Source organism: Sagittula salina, from assembly GCF_017813235.1.
GTDB classification, from domain to species: Bacteria; Pseudomonadota; Alphaproteobacteria; order Rhodobacterales; family Rhodobacteraceae; genus Sagittula; species Sagittula salina.
Genome location: NZ_JAGISH010000089.1, coordinates 1 through 240 on the forward strand (window position 1 = coordinate 1; position 240 = coordinate 240).

Here is a 240-nt window from a genome sequence, read left to right on the forward strand (position 1 = left end):
TGCCCTGCTGAAGCCGCTGCTGGCCTGCCCGGTCTATTGCCGCTTCTGCTTCCGGCGGGAGGCGGTCGGTGCCGATGGCGGCGTGCTGACCGAGGCGGAGCTGGAGGCGGCCTTCGCCTGGTTCGCAGCGACGCCCGCGGTGCGGGAAGTGATCCTGACCGGTGGCGACCCGCTGATGCTCTCGCCACGGCGGTTGGAGGCGATCCTCGCCCGGCTGGCAGCGCTGCCGCAGATCGAGCT

General features: G+C 72.1%; 1 protein-coding gene. It reads left to right on the forward strand.

The genetic code is table 11. The features are described 5' to 3' along the window. Positions 1–240 (forward strand): radical SAM protein (locus J5474_RS22665; protein ID WP_209364288.1); only part of this gene is annotated, 240 nt, incomplete at both ends.